Genomic DNA, 15941 nt, shown 5'->3' with positions numbered 1-15941 from the left:
CCTAGTGTGTTTTTACTTGTTGATTACGTTTGCTTAAAACCGCTTTGTATTCTTTAGGGAATACTTTTACAAAATGAGCGGATTGTGTTTTCCAATCACTTAAGATGAATTCAGCAACCCTGCTATCTGTTAAGCGGATATGTGTTTTAAGTAATGCTAAAATACGTTCTTCATCTTCAGCTTGTAATGGATCTAAATCGACCATTTCTTTGTTGCATTTGCGTGCAAAAGTTCCGTTGGCATCATAAATCCAGGCCACACCGCCACTCATCCCGGCAGCAAAATTACTTCCGGTATCGCCAAGAATAAGCACTTCACCACCCGTCATATATTCGCAACCGTGATCGCCCACTCCTTCTACAACCGCAGTTGCACCAGAGTTACGTACTGCAAAACGCTCACCGGCTTTACCACGGGCAAATAATTCACCAGAAGTTGCACCATAAAGGGCTACGTTACCGATAATGATATTTTGCTCCGGTATAAAAGTTGAATTTGAGAAAGGATAAATGGCCAATCTTGCTCCTGATAATCCTTTACCTACGTAATCATTCGCTTCACCTTCTAACGATAAAGTTACCCCGCGGGTGTTGAAAGCTCCGAAACTTTGTCCGGCTGAACCCACAAACTTAAAGTTGATGGTATCCGGAGGTAAGCCTGCACCCAAATGTACTTTCGAAATCTCGTTTGATAACATGGTACCTAATGCACGGTCGGTATTTTTAACCTCGAAACTTGCGAAAACAGGCTCGTTATTGTCAATAGCTGGTTGTGCAGCGGCAATTAATTTATGATCTAACACATGATCTAAACCATGATCCTGACCTTCGGTATTGAACAGCGGAAGGCCATTGTCTTCAGCTTTGTATAAAATAGCCGATAAATCGAGGTGTTTTAATTTCCAGTCTTCAGCAGGCAATTCGCGTACTTTTAAAATATCAGCCTGGCCGATCATTTCGTGGATAGTCCTGAAACCTAATTCAGCCATAATCTCACGCAATTCTTCAGCAAGGAAGTAAAATAAATTTACGACGTGATCAGCATCACCGGTGAATAATTTTCTTAATTCCGGATCTTGCGTAGCCACACCAACCGGACAGGTATTTAGGTGGCATTTACGCATCATGATACAACCCGAAGTTACTAAGGCTGCAGTAGCCACACCCCATTCTTCGGCACCTAATAAAGCAGCGATAGCGATATCTCTACCTGTTTTAAGCTGACCATCTGTTTGTAACACGATACGGTTACGTAATTTGTTTTTCACCAAAGTCTGATGCGCTTCTGCCAATCCAAGCTCCCAAGGTAAGCCTGCGTGCTGAATAGACGTTAGCGGAGATGCTCCGGTACCACCATCAAAACCTGATACCAGAATCACATCCGCATGTGCTTTCGCTACACCCGCTGCAATGGTACCAACTCCTGCTTTCGAAACCAGTTTTACATTAATTCTTGCTTCACGGTTGGCATTTTTTAAATCGAAAATCAGCTGAGCCAAATCTTCAATCGAATAAATATCATGGTGAGGTGGCGGAGAAATTAAACCCACACCTGGTGTAGAGTGACGAACTTTTGCAATCCAGTCATCCACTTTGTGTCCGGGTAACTGGCCACCCTCTCCGGGTTTAGCACCCTGAGCCATTTTAATCTGTAACTCGTCGGCATTGGTTAAATAATAGCTGGTTACACCAAAACGTGCAGAAGCCACTTGTTTAATGGCCGAACGCATGCTATCACCATTTGGCAATTTAGTATAACGCATTTCGTCTTCACCACCCTCTCCGGTATTGCTTTTTCCGCCGATGCGGTTCATGGCAATGGCTAAGGTTGAGTGAGCTTCATGCGAAATGGAACCGAATGACATTGCTCCTGTTGCAAATCTTTTTAAGATCGCCTCGGTAGATTCTACCTCATTTAAAGGAACAGACGGACGGCTATAGTTAAATTCGAACAATCCACGGATGGTATAAGCCTGTTGTGTTTGCTCATTTACCAGTTTGGAGTATTGTTTAAATATGTTGTAATCGTTTTTACGCGTAGCATTCTGCAATAAGTGAATGGTTTGCGGATTAAACAAATGCGCTTCACCTTTACGACGGAATTTATAAGTTCCACCAGCAGGCAATAAGTTTTCGGTCTGCGTTAACGGACCAAAACTGCGGTGGTGTTTAATTAAGGTTTCTTTTGCAATTTCATCTAAACCTAAACCACCGATGCGCGAAACCGCACCTGTGAAATAAGTATTCACCACTTTTTTATCCAGACCTAAAATCTCGAAAATCTGCGCACCCTGGTATGATTGTAAGGTTGAGATTCCCATTTTAGAGAAGATTTTAAGCAAACCGCTATTTACCGCATAAATGTAGTTTTTGGTTAACTGCTCTGCTGATAAACCAGATTCTTGCTGGAAACCATTAATGGTTTCTAAAGCTAAATAAGGATTGATCGCGGTAACACCGAAGCCTAATAAAGTAGCAAAGTGATGCACCTCCCAGATATCGCCGGCCTCGATTACAATACCTACCGCACCACGGTAACCTTTACGGATTAAGTGATGGTGTACTGCTGAAACTGCTAATAGAGAAGGCATTGCAGCATGCTCCGAATCGATTGCCCTGTCGGTTAACACAATTACCTGGAAACCATCTTCAACAGCATCAACTGCATAACGGCACAAACGGTCTAAAGCTTTTGCCATAGCGCCAGGTTTACCATCAGCCCTGAAATAAGTCTGTAAAGTTTTCGCCTGGAAAACACCGGTATCGATACTTCTCAATTTCTCCAGTTCCTGATTGGTTAAAATCGGGTGTTTAATGGCTACACAGTGCGCCTGTTTTGGTGTTTCATCCAGCAAGTTACCCATGCTGCCCATAAAACTGGCCAAACTCATCACCACTTTCTCGCGGATCGGATCAATTGGCGGGTTGGTTACCTGAGCAAATAACTGTTTAAAATAAGAAGATAAATGCTGAGGACGTTTTGATAATATAGCCAGAGGGGTATCGGTACCCATTGAACCGATCGGCTCTTTGGCTTCGATGGCCATTGGTTTAAGCAAAAGATCTACATCTTCCCTGCTGTAACCAAAAACCTGCTGGTATTTAAAAATAGATTCTTCTGACAGGCCTGTGAACATTACACGTGGCTCAGGCAGTTCTTCCAAACGGATCTGGTATTGATTGATCCAGTCGGCATAAGGACTTTTGCCACAAACCTGTTGTTTAATTTCGTTGTCGCTGATGATTCTGCCCTGCTCCATATCCACTACGAACATTTTGCCCGGGGTTAAACGGCCTTTTTCGATCACTGTACTCTGATCAATGGCTAACGCACCAGCTTCAGAGCCCATAATAACGCGGTCATCAGAAGTAATGGCATAACGCGAAGGACGTAATCCGTTACGATCTAAAGTTGCACCGATTAGTTTACCATCGGTAAAAGCAATGGCTGCAGGTCCGTCCCATGGCTCCATTAAAGTAGCGTGGAATTCGTAGAAAGCCTTTTTAACAGGATCCATATCCTCATTACCATCCCATGCCTCCGGAACCAGCATCATCAATACGTGAGGCAAAGTTCTACCTGCATGAAGCAATAATTCGATTACGTTATCCAGACAGCCAGAATCAGAGTTCGTTTCGTCGATTACCGGCAATAACATATCCAGTTCTTCTGGTGTAAAATATGCAGAGGCAAAAGATTTAACACCTGCCCTGAACCAGTTTAAATTTCCCTGTAAGGTATTGATTTCACCATTGTGCGCAATAAAGCGGAATGGCTGGGCCAATCTCCACGACGGGAAAGTATTGGTTGCGAAACGTGAGTGTACCAAACCCAGCGCAGAAACCACGCGTTTATCGGTAAGGTCGTTAAAATATGTACGTACCTGTAATGAGGTAAGCTGACCTTTATATATAATGGTTTGCGCAGAAAGCGAAACGATATAAAAATCTTTACCACCGTGAACGGTATTCACGATCAGTTTAATCAGGTAGTTTTTGAAAATGTAGAGTTTGCGTTCGAAATCGGCACCAGGCGCCACCGCATAAGGGCGTGCAATAAATACCTGCTCAATTTCCGGTTCAACCGAAAGGGCCATGCTACCGATATCAGTAGTATCTACATCAACCTTTCTGAAACCTAAAATTTCAAGGCCTAATTTTTCGGCAGCGCGATAAATCAATTCTCTGCACTCTTCCCTGGATCTGATATCCTTTGGCATAAATAACATACCCACACCATAATTATTGGTTTCTGGTAAGCTAAAGCCAGCTTTTAAACATTCGTCATAAAAAAATTCGTGCGGAATCTGAATCATAATACCTGCACCATCGCCGGTATTCGGTTCTGCTCCGCTTGCCCCTCTATGATCCAGGTTTTCTAAAATAGTAAGTGCATCAGAGATGATTTGATGCGATTTTCGCCCTTTCACATGTGCAACGAACCCAATACCGCAGGCATCGTGTTCAAATTGCGCATCGTACAATCCACTGTTTGGTTCCATTCTTTGCTCGTTAGTTGTTAGTATATAGGAAACACTAAGATACGAAAAACAAATTTAAAATTACAGAGTTGATACGTTTTTTGGAAAAATTTTAGTCCTTATGTAATTTATAGTGTTTAAATTAAAATATTTTTAATAATACCTATCAATAATTATTATTTTAATAATGACAATATCGTACAATTATTAAGCTTTTTTACTCAAAATTCAGGCTAAAACGTTTTATTTATTCATTTATATATGAATTATATGTTTATAAATGAATACTTCTATAATTATCAAGGCTATTTGATGATTTCTTACCTTTCTAAAAATACACAATTAAAATTTATTAATTTACTAATCAGCAACATAGCTTAAATGACAAAAAAAATAGAAAAATGCATTTCGTGAAACAACTTCTTTTTCTACCTTTGTGGCCGGGCAAGTCTTTTACGACCAGCTCCCTTTGAACTCCCCCAGGATGGGAACATAGCAAGGGTAGAAGGTTGTAGCGGTGCGATAGAAGGTGCTTGCCCTTTTTTTACCCCCTAACCCCCTGAAGGGGGGATATTAAATTCTTCAGGGGTTCTTGCAACAGAACCTAATAATCATTTTAAGAATTTATCAGCATGAAATTTTTTATTGACACAGCAAATCTTGATCAAATCAAAGAGGCGCAAGATCTTGGCATTTTAGACGGTGTAACCACCAATCCTAGCTTAATGGCTAAAGAAGGTATTACCGGCGATGAAAATGTAATTAACCATTATAAAGCAATTTGCGATATCGTTGATGATAACGTGAGTGCAGAAGTAATTTCGACCACTTTCGACGAGATTGTTAAAGAAGGTGAAGCTTTAGCAGCTTTAAACCCTAAAATTGTGGTTAAAGTTCCGATGATTAAAGATGGTGTTAAAGCCATTAAGTATTTCTCATCAAAAGGAATCAAAACCAACTGTACTTTAATTTTCTCTGCCGGACAGGCTTTAGTGGCTGCAAAAGCTGGGGCTACTTATGTTTCTCCGTTTTTAGGTCGTTTGGATGATATTTCGAGTGATGGTTTGGTATTGATCGAAGATATCAGAACTATTTTTGATAACTACGGTTACGAAACTCAGATTTTAGCGGCTTCAATCCGCGGACCACTGCACATTGTAAACTGTGCTAAATTGGGAGCTGATGTAATTACTGCTCCTTTGGCTGCAATTGTTGGCTTATTGAAACACCCTTTAACCGATAGCGGTTTAGCTACTTTCTTAGCAGATCATGCTAAGGCAGCGGGTAAGTAAGTTTGGAGTAAGGAGCTTGGAGTGATGAGTTCCGGACGCGTAACAAAAAAAAGACTTAAGTTAAATAGCTTAAGTCTTTTTTTTTATGGATGATGTGGGATGGAAAATGGATGATGGGCGAATTGCAGATTACATCATCCATCATAATTCTTCCGTATTACATCCTTTTTGACGATGAAGATTTTATGGATGATGTGAGATGGAGTATGGTTGATGGGCAAATTGCAGGTTACATCATCCATATTACGTTTTCCCTCATACATATTCTTTTTTGGAGAGCAGTTACAGTGCTTATCGGTTACAACAGTCCTGCTTTACATTGTATTCCGGTGAGTGTTCAGCGTGATATTGATAGTTGTTAAGACCGGAATGCCATTTCAATCAGGTCTAGATGGCCAGGACATCTTACGAAATCTTAATGGGCAAGTGCATGGAAGGATTTCGTAAGTATTAGGAGAGGAAAAGCCGTATAGATTTCAGAAGCTTCTGACTTACCAAGTTATTTACTCGCTTATTTCCTTTCTAAACTTCGTAAGTCATCGCGTTATTCTGCGTTAACGATGGAAACGGCATCCTTTTTGGCTGTCACCCTGTCCAAAGGACTCCTGTGGAGAGCCTAGTCGAAGGACAGCGAAAAAGATATAGTGTACAGCGTGTTAAAACGCCCAAATCATGTTATACTCAATAATAGTCTTGATTCATAAATCATTATAACTCTGATCTTAGATTTTTTTTATGCACCCTAAAAGGAGACTCTAGACTAAAGACTCACGACTGAGGACTTCTTTCACTTTCTCATAGCTGATCTGCTCATCAGGTTCGATCAGGATTCCCTTCACTCCTGCCCCGTTTGCGGCTTCAACATCACGTGGTTTATCGCCGATCATTACAGATTGTGCCGGATCGATGTCGTACATGTCGATGGCATCGAGAATCATTCCGGAGGCTGGTTTTCTGCATTTGCATTCGCCGCCAACGGTTGGGTGGTGTGGACAATAGTAAAAACCGGCAATATCTGCTCCTTTGGCAACAAAAGCATTCCTTAACATCTGGTGCATAATGGCCAGTTCCTGTTCGGTATAACGTTTCAAGGCAATGCCGCCCTGGTTGGTAATTACGATTAGCAGATAGCCTTCGTCGAAGAACTTTTTGAGTACAGGGATCTGGTAATCTAATATTTTAAAATCTTCTACACGGCAGATGTAATCGTAAATTTCGTGGTTAAGTACACCGTCGCGATCGAGGAAAATAGCTTTGTTCATTATTGAAATATGAGTATTGTGATTTGAGATATGAGATTCAGACCTCATTTATAATTTCGCCAAAATAACTGAAAATTAAGCACAAAAGAAAGCCCAATCTAATTATAGACCGGGCTTAATCATAAAATTTATTTGGTTTTGGTTATTTTAACTTTAGTCCGGCTTTATGGCCTTTTATAGCAAAGAACAAAATATAAAGGTAACAAGGCAAAACGGTTAACAGGTAGGCCAATTGGAAGTGAACGTGTAATTTTTCATTTAAAAATGCATACAATAAAGGCATAATCGCGCCGCCAGCAATACCCATCACCATAATGGCTGAACCAATTTTGGTAAATTTCCCTAGATGACTAATCCCCAGCGGGAAAATTGCCGGCCACATTAACGAATTTGCCAAACCCAATAAGGCCACAAAAATAACCGCGAACCAACTCGAAATGGCGAAAGATAAAACCGTAAATATGATTCCTAAAATCGCACAAATTCTAAGGGCTTTTTGTTGAGATATATACTTTGGAATGGTAACGATACCAATAATATAACCAATTAACATACTAAAAAGGGTAATCGAGGTTAATTTTCCGCTAATTTCTGTGCTAATGCCTAACTCGCGACCATAAATCCCTATAATATCGCCCGCCATTACCTCTGCGCCTACATAAACAAAAATACAAAGTGCGCCCAAGAATAAATGTGGAAACTGGAAAATGCTTTTGTGTTTTATCACTTCCCCCTTGGTTTCGTCAATTACATCTTCTTCTACTTCAACTTCCGGAAGGTTAGTGAACTTGATGAAAACAGCAAAGAGGCTAAAAACGATTGCCAGAACAATATATGGCATATTTACACGTCCTAAAACGTCGTTTAAAAGTTGTTCGTGCACTGCTCCTGTAGCTGCTTTAATTTGTTTTTCCACTTCAGAAGCATTTTTAAGGAACAAACTGCCCATGATTAATGGAACAATCATTCCGGCAAATTTATTACAGATCCCCGCAATACTGATCCTTTTTGCCGCACTTTCTATGGGGCCAATGATAGTTAAATAAGGATTAGAGGCGGTTTGAAGCAAGGCCAGTGCAGCGCCCTGTACAAAAATACCGGTCAGAAATAAGCCAAAAGTACGTGTTGATGCTGCAGGTATAAATATTAAAGAACCTAAACCCAGAATTACTAAGCCTAAAACAATACCATTTTTGAAGCCTACTTTTTTAAGGATCCAGGATGATGGTAAGGCTAAAAAGAAATAAGCCATATACGAGGCAAAGGTTACAAAGAACGCCTGTAAATTTGATAAGCCGAAAGATAATTTAAAAAATGGGATTAATGTTCCGTTTGCCCAGGTTACAAAGCCAAAAATAAAAAATAAAGCACAGATGATAATTAATGGCTTCGGCCCCTGCGTTTGGCCCGGTTTTGTGGTTTGTTGCATAAAGTTTGGTTCGGTTTAAATTGATACGGCCAAACTAAACAATAAAATCTAATTATGTATTGTGCAAACGTTTGCGTGATTTTAAATTTATTGTTAATTGGAACTTACGCACCTGAAACCCGTGTGTTCCAGGCCGGTATCGGTAGAGGTTTTCATTCTCGAAGTTACCCGGTATCCTTTGCAATAAGAGGCGTTGCACATAAATGAACCTCCCCTTACCACTTTTTTGGGTACGGTAGGCTCCATTGGGTCATAACTGTCTGATGGTCCCTGAGGATTATTGCTTATGCCCTGAAACGTAGCATAATAATCGGGCCTGTACCAATCGCTGCACCACTCCCATACATTGCCGGCCATATCGTACAATCCGTATCCGTTAGCTTTAAACTGTTTTACGGCCGCTAATCCGTTGTGGCCATCCCAACTGGTATTTTTAATCGGGAAACTGCCTTGCCAGGTATTGGCTTTAGCTTTGCCTTTTTCGATATCCTCATTTCCCCATGGGTATTTCTGGTCTTTTAATGCACCTCTGGCAGCATATTCCCACTCAGCTTCGGTAGGTAAACGTTTGCCCGACCATTTGCAATAAGCCATGGCATCATCCCATGAAACATGTACCACCGGATAGTTCTCTTTTCCTTTGATATCGCTTTTAGGGCCATGCGGATGTTTCCAGTCGGCACCTTTAACCCAGCGCCACCATTGTGAGGCATCGTTTAAAGAAGTGATGCTTTTGGGTTGATAAAAAACCAATGATGCAGCCACAAAAACGCTATCGGGTGGTTTCGGTGTACCTGCCGGAAGTTGTTTCTTCATTTCTTCCCAATCCGGCTTGCGCTCGGCTGTGGTTTTGTAACCCGTTGCATCCACAAATTTTTTAAAATCGCCATTGGTTACTTCGGTTACATCGATCCAAAATGAAGCCAGTTTAACCTTGTGCTGAGGATATTCATCATCCCTGCCCTCTTTATCAGAAGCCCCCATTGCAAATTGGCCTGCAGGTATTAAAACCATGCCTTCGTGACTGACTTTATTGGAAGCAAAACTGGAAGAATCTTTTACGGCACCAAAACGGCTGGGCATGTTCTTTTCGCAGGAAGCCAGTGAATCCTGCCGGTGTTTAGCCTTTTCTTCTTCTTTAACACGATTGGATTTGCATGAATATGTAAAGAGAAGCGGCAAAAAAAACAGGAACGAAAGAGTTTTATACATGGCAGCGATTAAATATGGAGCGATAAAAATATCAAATCTATTTAAAAAACAGAAGGCAAATAATTAATTCGCCTATAAATCAATACAGTAAGGGATTTGGTGATTTTTTATTTGCATGAAATACATCATAACCCTATATTTGCACCACTTTAAAGGAAACGCACAACGTTTTTAAACAAAGTAGATTCCGTAGCTCAGCTGGTAGAGCATTACACTTTTAATGTAGTGGTCCTGGGTTCGAATCCCAGCGGGATCACAAGATGGGAAAGACTAGAGAAATCGAGTTCTTTCCCATTTTTGTTTTTAGCCTTTACTACTGCACCTCAAACTGTAAGCCGCTCAAATACCTATACAAACCCTGCTCACTCCTCATCAGTTCCTGATGCGTACCCGATTCAATAATCTGCCCCTTTTCCATTACCAGGATTCTGTCTGCTTCACGAATGGTTGATAAACGGTGGGCGATGATGATAGAGGTGCGGCCGCTCATTAATTCTTCAAGGGCTTCCTGTACCAAACGTTCCGATTCAGAATCGAGCGAGGATGTGGCTTCGTCTAAAATTAAAATAGACGGGTTTTTTAACAGTGCGCGGGCAATGGCAATGCGCTGACGCTGTCCGCCTGATAGTTTTACCCCACGTTCTCCAACTACGGTTTCGTAACTTTCAGGAAATGCACTGATAAAATCATGAGCATTTGCCCGTTTAGCGGCCTCTATAATTTCTGCTTTGGTGGCTGTTAACTTGCCATAAGCAATGTTTTCCAATATCGTTCCGCCAAATAACATCACATCCTGCGGCACAATCGCGATCTGGTTCCTTATATCCGTAAGCGAATAGGCCGAGGCTGGTTTGCCATCGAACAATATTTCACCGCTCTGCGGATGGTAAAATTGCAGGATCAATCCTGCAGTGGTCGATTTACCCGAACCACTTGGGCCCACTATCGCTATTTTTTGTCCGGCTTTGGCCTCAAATGATACCTGGTTTAACACTTCAACTTCCGGCCTTGAAGGATAGGCAAAATTAATGTGGTTGAAAGCGAGATTACCTGTTATCTTTTGTTTTACCGCATTATCCTTTTCTGTTATAGATACCTGCTCTCCATGTTCTCCCAATATCTCCAGTACCCTTTCGCTGGCCCCAACAGCCTTTTGCAGGTTGGCAAAAAGTTCGGGGAAACTTCCCAGCGAACTGCCGAGGAACATCGCGTATAATGAGAACTTTAGAAGTTCGCCAAAGGTTATTTCGTGCTGACTGACCAGTACACAACCATAACCAATCACTCCCAGCACGCTTCCAAAAACGCAGAGTACAATAAAAGAAACAAACATGCCCCTGTATTTCGCGCCTTTGATGGCAATATCAGCTACCTGGCGGATGGTGTTTTTGTAACGTGTGGCTTCAAATGCTTCGTTAACAAAAGCTTTTACATTCGAAATGCCAGATAAGGTTTCTTCAACAATACTGTTTGATTCGGCCATTTTATCCTGCGCCTGGCGCGAAATCTTTTTAATAAACTTGCCAAAAAGTACCGCAAACACAATCATCACCGGTAAAACCAACAGCAGGGCAAAAACCAGTTTTTTCGAGATGATGGCCATAAAAACAATCCCGCCTACAAATAACACAAGCTGCCGCAACATTTCTGCAATGGTTGTGGTTAAGGTATCCTGAACCTGAGAAAGGTCAGCAGAGATTCTGCTGTTCAGCTCGCCTACCCTGCGGTTGGAGAAGAAATTCATAGGCAGGGTGATCAGTTTGAAGTAAGTATCGCGCCTGATGTCGGCCAGGGAGCGTTCTGCTACATTCACAAACCATAAGATTCTAAAATAAGACACCACCGCCTGCAATGCCAATACTGCGAAAGCTAACATTAAAATACCCTGTATGGTGCCAGGCAGGTAACTATTGGTGTGTTTACCCTGTGCAGTATCAATTAAAGCACCGATAAAAGATGGAAAGGCCAGTCCAACCAAACTCGATAAAAAGAGAAAAAACAATGCGGCAACGAATTTGCCGCGATAGGGTTTTAAATAAGTAAGCAGGCGGGCAACATTGCCCAAACTTTCTCTGGTTATTTTTGCTTTTGCTAATTCCACGCCCGGAGCATTTCCACTGTTTAACTGTTTTCTAGCCATTATTTTATGTTGATCTTTGAGATATATTTCCTTCTTTGTTGCCAATTGTAACATTAAAAAGGATTGTGATAGTGAAGACGGATCAGCATCAAAAATACTTTAAGTATCTTCAGAAATTTAAGCAGGTTAAACGCGTTGTTTATTTAACTTTCCTAAAATATCCTGACCTAGCTTTTTCTGGCACAAACAGCCCTGTAAAATGTCACCCCTGCACCTGATGTATTTCTGATTTAAACGATAATTTTGAGATCATCTTTAATAAAAAACATCGATATGAATGCAAAAACAAAAATCTGGGCAAATTACAGCGTAAAAGATGCTCAGCGCAGCAATCAGTTTTATACGGCTTTGGGCTTCAGCCCTTATGGACCAAACAATGCACCTCAATTGGCCAGTTTTCTTTTTGGTGCAGATCATTTTGTGATCCATTTTTTTCAACAGGGCTCCACAATAGATGAATTTTTAGCACCGGGACCTATATCGAACAACGAAATTGTCTTCACCCTATCAGCAGAAACTGAAGCAGAAGTAAATGAATTTGCCGATAAGGTTAAAAATGCAGGAGGTACCATCGTAAAGGAAGTACAAAGAGATGAAGCCAATTATTATGGCTTTACTTTTACAGATCCCGACGGGCATAAATTCAATGTAATTTTAATGGATAATATGTGATATGGGGTAAGGATATAGAGACATTTCGCTTAAATTCCGGGCATTTCATTCTGCTTGTAATTTTCTAATTCCCCTGATTATCAAATCACTATTTGTCTTCTTTTTTAATTGGAAAAAATATTTAATAAGTGCTCAATCATTATTCTATATTTGCGCCCAAAATAAAATAAATATGAAATCAAAATTAACCCTCTTCATTCTTCTTGTTGCAGCTTTTATGTCCTGCAAAAAAACTACTAATGTTGATGTGACCGTTTCAACCAGCGGAAAACTTACCTATAGGTTAACTGATGGTGCCGGAAAAGGATTGCCAAATGTAAAAGTATCTTTATTTGACCGTACGGATGCCTATTATTCAAATTACAACGTCCTTTTAGAAACACGTTTAACAGATCCAAATGGTTTGGCCGACTTTGGAGACCTTAATCCAAATAATTATATGCTCGTTGCTGATTCTGCAAAGGTAAATAATGTAGCATATATGGTTCAGGAATATGTTCAGGTGCTTACGGGTGCTGTTAAAGCTAAAGAAACCAAAGTAACAGATTATTCAGGAACATTTGCGCTTAGCGTTAGATCCTACAATAATAATCAGGCTTTAAAAAACATAGGTGTGATTGTAATTCCGTCAAATAAATTCAATTATGCATCAACTACGGCTGCCAATTTAAAAGTTGCCGATTTTTCGGGCGTTACCAACGATGCAGGTTTAATCACTTTCAAAATCCCTTCAAATAAGCAGTATTCAATTTACCTTTATAACACGGTTAACAATGCTTCTTACAACTATAATAGTAGCGTATCGGTACAAAAAGATGCCACGGTTAACTATTCAATGACTATATATCAACCATAGTTTAATCGAAACCGCGCTTATTTTATAGAATATGAAATGTAAAATTATGGCCCTGTTGGGGCTGTTTATTTTAGCACTCTCCTGTAAGAAGATTACCAACGTTAAATTAGTTGATGGTGTAAATTCTGGCAAATTGAGTTATAAACTCGTAGATGATGCAGGGAAAGGTTTAGCCGGGATTAAAGTTTCGTTATACGATGCGCAAATCAGTTTAAATACAAGCTATCCAACTCCAAATGCATTAATTAGTACGATAAGTACAGATCAGAATGGCGTAGCTAATTTCTCTGAGCTGTTACCCAAAAATTATCTTGTAACTGCCGATACTGCAATTGTTAATCAGTTGAGGTACCGTATTAATGAATTTGTTCAGGTTGTTGCCAATACGGATAAAAAGAAGAGCACTAAAGTTTCTGACTTTTCAGGCGTTTTAAACCTTACGCTGATATCCACCAGCGATTACAGAACGCCGTTAAGAAACGTGGGTGTGGTTGCTTATCCGGTTAACGACATTAAACTCAACTCTGGTAATGTTGCAGAAATAATCAGTTCTTCAGCCCTTAAAGGCGTAACGGACGCTAACGGATTTGTATCATTCAGGTTGCCTTCTAATATTAATTTCGATTTTATTGTGTATAACCTAACAAATCGCAATCTTGGTTATGGATATGGTAGTTACAGCGTTGCAAAAGACATTAAAAGCAACACCACACTCTATTCGTATCCGTTTTAAGGTAATATTATTCCGGTTATAAATTATTAATAAGGAAAACCAGGGGCTGTCCGATTATTTTCGAACAGCCCCTTTTTATTTCATCCCTGAAACATATCAGTTTTAACTACCCCCGAAACTTCTCAACAGCCTCTGGCGTAACCGGAGTAAAAAGGTTGACCAGGTTGCCGTCAGGATCTCTTAATAATAAAGATTGATTGCCCCAGGGCATGAGGGTGGGTTCCTGCACAATATAGCTTTTCAGGGAAACGGCTAACTTTTCAAAAAGTAGCTGCACATCATCAACCCTGAATTCGATAATTACGGTGCGGTTCTGCGCAGGTTGGGCAACGCTGTCGCCGCCAAAAAACTGTAGAGTCCGGGTGCTGCCAATGGCCAAAGTAGCGGTTTTGGTTTTCAGTTCTGCAAAATCGGGTGTGAACCTGGTGGCTGTAAGGCCAGTTACCTGTTCGTAAAAACTAATGAGTACCTCTACCTGAGCGGTAATGATGCGGGTTGATATTAAATTCATTGCTAATTAATTTTAATTGTGCAACGAAGGTATTGGGTGCTTATGACAACTGTTTGTCAGGGGCCGTAAAGTTTTTTTCTTTTTCCTGTAAATATTCCTGCAGACTGAGCTGATGCGGGGCAAACTTAAAATCGGTTGGGTAAACTGCTTCTATCCTATCTAAACGAAACATTCTGAAATCATTTCTCAGTCTGCAAAAGGCAATTAGCGTCCAGTGTTGCTGCATGCTGTAATAAAAAGCAAAAGGCTCAATCAACCTTTCCGAACTGTCGTTTTTAACCTCTGCCCTGTAACTCATACGTAACACGGTAAAACTGGTGAGTGCATTCTGGATTGCGGTTAAGGAACTGCTGGTAGGCTGCTCAAGGCTTGCCGGACTCACGGCGACGCGTTTCGAGAGCAGTTCAACTTTATCTTTTACAGTGTAGTTCAGCACGGCTTTTACCTTGTCTACCGCTGTTTTATAGGCATCAATCAGTGAGCTGTCTTTATTCAGGTTAATTAATTGCTGAGCCGTGATTAAGGCATTGGCTTCCTGTTCGGTAAACATGACCGGAGGGATTTTATAACCTTCGGCCAGTGCATAACCTTTGCCTTCTATACTGGCGATGGGCACACCCGTTTGTTCCAATACCCTGATGTCGCGGTAAATGGTGCGCACACTTACAGCAAACTTTTCTGCCAGATCGTTTGCATTTACCAGTCTTTTGGTTTGCAATTGCAGTAAAATGGCGCTTAGTCGGCTAAGCCTTTTCATATCGGTGTGGATGCTCATGGGGTTAGGAATGCGTGGTTAAATATACGAAAGGGCTGGGTTTTGTTAGCCACAGATGTACAGGTTAACGCGGAGATTTTATATAGGCTACCGCATTTAACTGTAGTGCATTTTTAAAAGGCATGGTTATCGCATTATTTTTTGGAAACGAATGTCAGTGTTTTATGGGGGGTAGCAGCCCTGCTATCGCTGTTAGTCCTCCCCCGATGAAGAATCGGTATCCGGGCTAACCTGCTCTATCAGGTTTATTTAACAATGGTCGCTTTTAATGACACAAACCATAGTTCTTAGCCCCGATTGGATGGATGCCCCCGATTCTTCATCGGGGCAGGAAGGAAAGCGGGACTACCGGCACCGACTAGCACCGCAACTGCGCTCCAAAATGATCAGCTTATTTTAAATTTTTTAGCCACAGAGCACAGGTTAACTAATTCAGTCTTCGATGAGTATATTTCAGTCTTCGGTGAGTATATTTCACTGTATTTTGATATGATTTGAGTCTTGCGAGATACTAATTCAGTCTTCGATAAGTATATTTCAGTCTTCGGTGAGTATATTTCACTGTATTTTGATATGATT

Annotated in this window: 12 protein-coding genes, 1 tRNA gene and 1 other RNA gene; 7 read left to right on the top strand and 7 right to left on the bottom strand. The window is 40.8% G+C overall.

Translation table 11 applies throughout. The annotated features are described in order from the left end of the window. Position 1 precedes the first annotated feature (1 nt). Positions 2–4501, bottom strand: coding sequence for a glutamate synthase large subunit (gene gltB, locus ACTJKC_RS23155; protein ID WP_440795732.1), 4500 nt, complete (start codon positions 4499–4501; stop codon positions 2–4). A 421-nt stretch (positions 4502–4922) separates the two neighbouring features. Here gltB and ffs point away from each other — a divergent pair. The 3 genes from ffs (at position 4923) to ACTJKC_RS23140 (ending at position 6134) form a co-directional block, all read left to right on the top strand. Next, positions 4923–5022: signal recognition particle sRNA small type (ffs, locus tag ACTJKC_RS23150), an RNA gene on the top strand. A gap of 90 nt (positions 5023–5112) precedes the next feature. Next, complete coding sequence (fsa, locus tag ACTJKC_RS23145) at positions 5113–5772, top strand: fructose-6-phosphate aldolase (RefSeq protein WP_440795730.1); 660 nt, start codon at positions 5113–5115, stop codon at positions 5770–5772. An 89-nt stretch (positions 5773–5861) separates the two neighbouring features. Beyond that, on the top strand, positions 5862–6134 hold the full coding sequence (locus tag ACTJKC_RS23140) for a hypothetical protein (RefSeq protein WP_440795728.1): 273 nt from the start codon (positions 5862–5864) through the stop codon (positions 6132–6134). Between the two features lie 393 nt (positions 6135–6527). On the opposite strand, the gene ACTJKC_RS23135 is transcribed toward ACTJKC_RS23140, so the two are convergent. The 3 genes from ACTJKC_RS23135 to ACTJKC_RS23125 all read right to left on the bottom strand — a co-directional run bounded on the left by ACTJKC_RS23135 (position 6528) and on the right by ACTJKC_RS23125 (position 9675). Then, complete coding sequence (locus ACTJKC_RS23135) at positions 6528–7034, bottom strand: D-glycero-alpha-D-manno-heptose-1,7-bisphosphate 7-phosphatase (RefSeq protein WP_440795727.1); 507 nt, start codon at positions 7032–7034, stop codon at positions 6528–6530. A 142-nt stretch (positions 7035–7176) separates the two neighbouring features. Continuing rightward, positions 7177–8463, bottom strand: coding sequence for a sugar MFS transporter (locus ACTJKC_RS23130; RefSeq protein ID WP_440795725.1), 1287 nt, complete (start codon positions 8461–8463; stop codon positions 7177–7179). 93 nt (positions 8464–8556) lie between these two features. Further along, positions 8557–9675 (bottom strand): formylglycine-generating enzyme family protein, encoded by a 1119-nt coding sequence (locus tag ACTJKC_RS23125; protein ID WP_440795723.1) that lies wholly within the window; start codon positions 9673–9675, stop codon positions 8557–8559. A gap of 183 nt (positions 9676–9858) precedes the next feature. Between ACTJKC_RS23125 and ACTJKC_RS23120 the strand changes: the two genes are divergently transcribed. Next, positions 9859–9931: transfer RNA gene (locus tag ACTJKC_RS23120), tRNA-Lys, on the top strand. A gap of 57 nt (positions 9932–9988) precedes the next feature. Here the strand turns inward: ACTJKC_RS23120 and ACTJKC_RS23115 are convergent. Then, positions 9989–11815 carry an ABC transporter ATP-binding protein gene (locus ACTJKC_RS23115; protein WP_440795721.1) on the bottom strand — a complete coding sequence of 609 codons (1827 nt, stop codon included), beginning with the start codon at positions 11813–11815 and terminating at the stop codon, positions 9989–9991. Positions 11816–12088: 273 nt separating this feature from the next. Here ACTJKC_RS23115 and ACTJKC_RS23110 point away from each other — a divergent pair, with 273 nt between their 5' ends. From ACTJKC_RS23110 to ACTJKC_RS23100, 3 genes are all read left to right on the top strand, one after another. Continuing rightward, the gene (locus ACTJKC_RS23110) at positions 12089–12487 is read left to right on the top strand and encodes a VOC family protein (RefSeq protein ID WP_440795720.1); all 399 of its coding nucleotides are present in this window, start codon (positions 12089–12091) and stop codon (positions 12485–12487) included. 172 nt (positions 12488–12659) lie between these two features. After that, positions 12660–13343, top strand: coding sequence for a hypothetical protein (locus ACTJKC_RS23105; protein ID WP_440795719.1), 684 nt, complete (start codon positions 12660–12662; stop codon positions 13341–13343). Between the two features lie 31 nt (positions 13344–13374). After that, complete coding sequence (locus ACTJKC_RS23100) at positions 13375–14076, top strand: hypothetical protein (protein WP_440795717.1); 702 nt, start codon at positions 13375–13377, stop codon at positions 14074–14076. A gap of 106 nt (positions 14077–14182) precedes the next feature. Here the strand turns inward: ACTJKC_RS23100 and ACTJKC_RS23095 are convergent, their stop codons facing one another. Together ACTJKC_RS23095 and ACTJKC_RS23090 are read right to left on the bottom strand one after the other, a co-directional pair. Next, positions 14183–14587: a VOC family protein gene (locus ACTJKC_RS23095; protein WP_440795715.1), complete on the bottom strand. Its 405-nt coding sequence runs from the start codon at positions 14585–14587 to the stop codon at positions 14183–14185. A 40-nt stretch (positions 14588–14627) separates the two neighbouring features. After that, entirely contained in the window at positions 14628–15362 is a 735-nt protein-coding gene (locus ACTJKC_RS23090; RefSeq protein WP_440795713.1) for a helix-turn-helix transcriptional regulator, read from the bottom strand. Positions 15363–15941: the final 579 nt, after the last annotated feature.

It is taken from the genome of Pedobacter sp. 22226 (assembly GCF_052045455.1).
Taxonomy (GTDB): Bacteria; Bacteroidota; Bacteroidia; order Sphingobacteriales; family Sphingobacteriaceae; genus Pedobacter; species Pedobacter jeongneungensis.
The sequence above is the reverse complement of the archived record's forward strand: the minus strand, read 5'-3'. Positions and strand labels throughout refer to the sequence as shown.

What these genes read in the sequence shown, in the direction of transcription:
- ACTJKC_RS23090 (WP_440795713.1), bottom strand. Translation starts at nt 15,362, where the DNA reads ATGAGCATCCACACCGATATGAAAAGGCTTAGCCGACTAAGCGCCATT.
- ACTJKC_RS23125 (WP_440795723.1), bottom strand. Translation starts at nt 9,675, where the DNA reads ATGTATAAAACTCTTTCGTTCCTGTTTTTTTTGCCGCTTCTCTTTACA.
- ACTJKC_RS23115 (WP_440795721.1), bottom strand. Translation starts at nt 11,815, where the DNA reads ATGGCTAGAAAACAGTTAAACAGTGGAAATGCTCCGGGCGTGGAATTA.
- ACTJKC_RS23110 (WP_440795720.1), top strand. Translation starts at nt 12,089, where the DNA reads ATGAATGCAAAAACAAAAATCTGGGCAAATTACAGCGTAAAAGATGCT.
- ACTJKC_RS23130 (WP_440795725.1), bottom strand. Translation starts at nt 8,463, where the DNA reads ATGCAACAAACCACAAAACCGGGCCAAACGCAGGGGCCGAAGCCATTA.
- ACTJKC_RS23135 (WP_440795727.1), bottom strand. Translation starts at nt 7,034, where the DNA reads ATGAACAAAGCTATTTTCCTCGATCGCGACGGTGTACTTAACCACGAA.
- ACTJKC_RS23140 (WP_440795728.1), top strand. Translation starts at nt 5,862, where the DNA reads ATGATGTGGGATGGAAAATGGATGATGGGCGAATTGCAGATTACATCA.
- ACTJKC_RS23100 (WP_440795717.1), top strand. Translation starts at nt 13,375, where the DNA reads ATGAAATGTAAAATTATGGCCCTGTTGGGGCTGTTTATTTTAGCACTC.
- ACTJKC_RS23095 (WP_440795715.1), bottom strand. Translation starts at nt 14,587, where the DNA reads ATGAATTTAATATCAACCCGCATCATTACCGCTCAGGTAGAGGTACTC.
- fsa (WP_440795730.1), top strand. Translation starts at nt 5,113, where the DNA reads ATGAAATTTTTTATTGACACAGCAAATCTTGATCAAATCAAAGAGGCG.
- gltB (WP_440795732.1), bottom strand. Translation starts at nt 4,501, where the DNA reads ATGGAACCAAACAGTGGATTGTACGATGCGCAATTTGAACACGATGCC.
- ACTJKC_RS23105 (WP_440795719.1), top strand. Translation starts at nt 12,660, where the DNA reads ATGAAATCAAAATTAACCCTCTTCATTCTTCTTGTTGCAGCTTTTATG.